The following is a 3,045-nucleotide window of genomic DNA, read 5'->3' as shown; positions in this document are numbered from 1 at the left end:
TGTCCATGCTGTTGTGAAATTTCCATTGATGCCTGTCTGTGAGAATCCAATTCCAGCTGAATTGATTCTGATGACATTGTGAGCCTGTTCTTTGGGCAACTCATCAACAATGAGAATCTGATTGCCCTCATAAATGCAATATGAATTGCCCAGAGCTCCCCAGATTTTGTCTTGAGCCTGTTGGAGCTCAGATGTCAATGTCACTGTCAATGTCTGATTATTCTCAGCAATGGCTGTGTTCATGGTGTTTTCCAATGTGTTCATGAGCCCTGAGAGCTGAGGCTGTGCATTGCCAAATTCAACCTCAATATATTTTCCCAGAATACAATCATAAACATATGACAGCACAGATGTGATCAGATTGATTCCAAGCCTCTCATCAATTACCTCAACCACATCACCAATGTCTGTGATCTTCTCCATGTTTGCCTTGAGAGTGTAATTGACCTTTGGAATGGAATTTGCATCAACATATGCCTGAGCCTTTACTCTCAAATCATCAAGCAATGCCTGATGGTATGCCAGCTCATCTCCCTCAAAATCCTCCAGCTCAAGCTGTTGCTCAAAGCTGATTGTCTTTGTGAATGGTATTTCATATTGGACATCAGATGCCACATATAAACCCTCAAGCAATAGACCATCCTTGCCAACAGGCATGAGCTTTGTGACCACTGAGCTCCAATCATAATCAACAGTGATCTCTTTTAGATTCTTTTTATATTGAATTGTAACACCATTATCATGACCAATCTGATTCATGATCTTGATGCTCCAATTGTCTCTGACCAGATGCCCTCCCCATCTCTCCAGCACTGTCTGGATTGCCTCATTCAGAGATTTTCTGACACATCTGAATGAATTGACATTGGTGACATCAGACATCACTGTGAATGGTGATGTGTTGTCTGTGGCATTGTTGAGATGATCAAGAGCATCATTGCAATTCTTGTTGACCACATTGGAATCAGCAATCAGATAATTCACAGAATCATAAAAGAGATGGAGACATTTGGCTGTGATCTTTCTCCTTGTTGTTGAGACATTCTTGATTCTGAATGCCTGATCTCCCTGTGGTGTTGGAGCAACAACAATGTTATTTGGTGAGATATAATCCAAATATTCAATAGGACATTCCAAATCAAGATAAAAATCACCATTGTCAACTTTATGCACCTGTGCCTTGTATGGCTGAATGACGACATCTCCATTGCTGGAGAATAATGTGTCATCTATCCCAAAGACCTTTATCAATTAAATCACCTCATTTGCTGATTAGATATTCCTCAAGGCATTTCTCAGCCTCTCTCAGAGCCTTGATGTCATTGCCATTTATCGAATGCTTGAGCAATGCCAGCAAAGCTGTCTGTGTGATCTTGTTGCCATCCTCAATCTCCTTGAATCTCCTGTCATCATTGGAGAAATACCCTTGAAATTTTTCAATGACAGCATCCAGCTTGTCAAGCCTCTCCTCACAGTGTCCAATCCTCTCATCCTGTTTCTTCTTTGGCTCTTTGAGCTTTGAGATGAGATTCACAATCACTCCACAGGCTGTGGATAATGTGATGACAGCTGATGCCAAAATGATCAGCTGTGCTGGTGTAAATTGAATCACTGTGTCCATTGTTGGTCTCCTTATGATGCTACAAATGTTATGCAATCCAAAATTCTTGCAGTATCTGCATAAACAGCAATTTGCCCGTTCGGTCTTATAATGGCGTATCTTGTTGCATGTGTTGTGCCTGTTGCTTTTAATGCTGTTGTTATAGTTCCTTTTGGTCTAAACCCTTCTGGTAATGTTGCTATGGTTAAAAGAGTATTAGCACTTGCTATGATTATATCAATGTTAATAGATACAACTTTGCCAGACTTCCAATAATTAAGTGTTTCGTTTGCACCTGTTGATGTTGAAACATTTGTCAATGGAGCACTGACAGGCTCTGTTGTTTCCAAATCTGATGCATTTGCCTTTGCATCAAGAGCATCAGCTGTGTTTGTTGATGAGCCAGCTGAGACAGGCAACATGCTTGCTGTGTTTATTGTGCCAGAGACAAGATGCTCATTGCCATTTTCATCAATGTAAATCTGTTTTGCCATGTTTACCTCCTGTTAAACCACTTGCACCCATGATTGCCAACTTCCATTCGTACATACTCTAATATGCAATGTTGGTGTGTTGTTGTTTGCCAAACAGATTTGTGTGGCATAATTTGGCTCATTTGCTGCCCTTATTACAATAATTTGAGCCCATGCATTTCCTGAGTATGGTCTGTTTGTTGGATTGTAAAATGAATAAATGCCATTGTCTTTTATATCATTCAAATCAACAATAGCTGTTCCATTGTAAATATATCCAAATTTACCAACCAAATCAGTTTGTATGTCTGAAATATCATCATCAATTGTCTCAATCTTATCAGCAACAGAGACACCAGCTGAGAGTTCAATGTCATCAGCTGTTGCATTGAGATTCCAAGCATCAGTGATGACATACAATGTGTTTGGCTGTTTTGACACCAAAGCATCATATTCAGCCTGTGTGAGCTCAATCACTTGCTTTTGAGCAATCCATTCTGAATTGTCGGCATCATATCGGAGGCAATCTCCAGCTGATGCATTTGCTGTGTCAACATCTGTGAGGTCATCAATTGAGCCAACTGTGGACACAGAGCCAGCAATCCATTTTTCATTCTCATCATCCCAAACAAGAGCATCATTGGCTGATGGAGATGAGACATCAACATCAGAGAGGTCAATCAGCTGTCCTCCTGTGGCTACCTCAGCCAGATCAGCTGTGTTTGCCTTCTCATCAATCTTGTCTTTGATTGATGTGCCAGCCTCATAATTCAAGGAGGATGCATCAGCTGTCTTGTTTTTCCATCTGTGATTGTCAAGGTCATATGCAAGCATTTGACCATCAGTGATGTTTGCCAGAGCAACATCATCCAGCTCAGAGAGATTGTCAGGCATGGATGAAATCTCATCATTGATCTTGTTGGAGCTCCATGTTGTGCTGTATGCTGTTGATGTGTCATCAATCTCAGCTCC

4 protein-coding genes are annotated in these 3,045 nt (G+C 40.8%); 1 reads left to right on the top strand and 3 read right to left on the bottom strand.

The features are described 5' to 3' along the window. Positions 1 to 1,251 (bottom strand): phage tail spike protein (locus tag Q0409_RS02670; RefSeq protein ID WP_298534798.1); only part of this gene is annotated, 1,251 nt, incomplete at its 3' end. A 188-nt stretch (positions 1,252 to 1,439) separates the two neighbouring features. On the opposite strand from Q0409_RS02670, the gene Q0409_RS02665 reads away from it, so the two are divergent. After that, entirely contained in the window at positions 1,440 to 1,607 is a 168-nt protein-coding gene (locus Q0409_RS02665) for a hypothetical protein (protein WP_298534796.1), read from the top strand. 25 nt (positions 1,608 to 1,632) lie between these two features. Here Q0409_RS02665 and Q0409_RS02660 read toward each other — a convergent pair whose 3' ends face one another. Continuing rightward, positions 1,633 to 2,094 carry a hypothetical protein gene (locus Q0409_RS02660; protein ID WP_298534794.1) on the bottom strand — a complete coding sequence of 154 codons (462 nt, stop codon included), beginning with the start codon at positions 2,092 to 2,094 and terminating at the stop codon, positions 1,633 to 1,635. Positions 2,095 to 2,106: 12 nt separating this feature from the next. Next, positions 2,107 to 3,045 (bottom strand): pyocin knob domain-containing protein (locus Q0409_RS02655; RefSeq protein WP_298534792.1); only part of this gene is annotated, 939 nt, incomplete at its 5' end.

Source organism: uncultured Methanobrevibacter sp., assembly GCF_937898925.1.
Taxonomy (GTDB): domain Archaea; phylum Methanobacteriota; class Methanobacteria; order Methanobacteriales; family Methanobacteriaceae; genus Methanobrevibacter.
The sequence above is the reverse complement of the archived record's forward strand: the minus strand, read 5'-3'. Positions and strand labels throughout refer to the sequence as shown.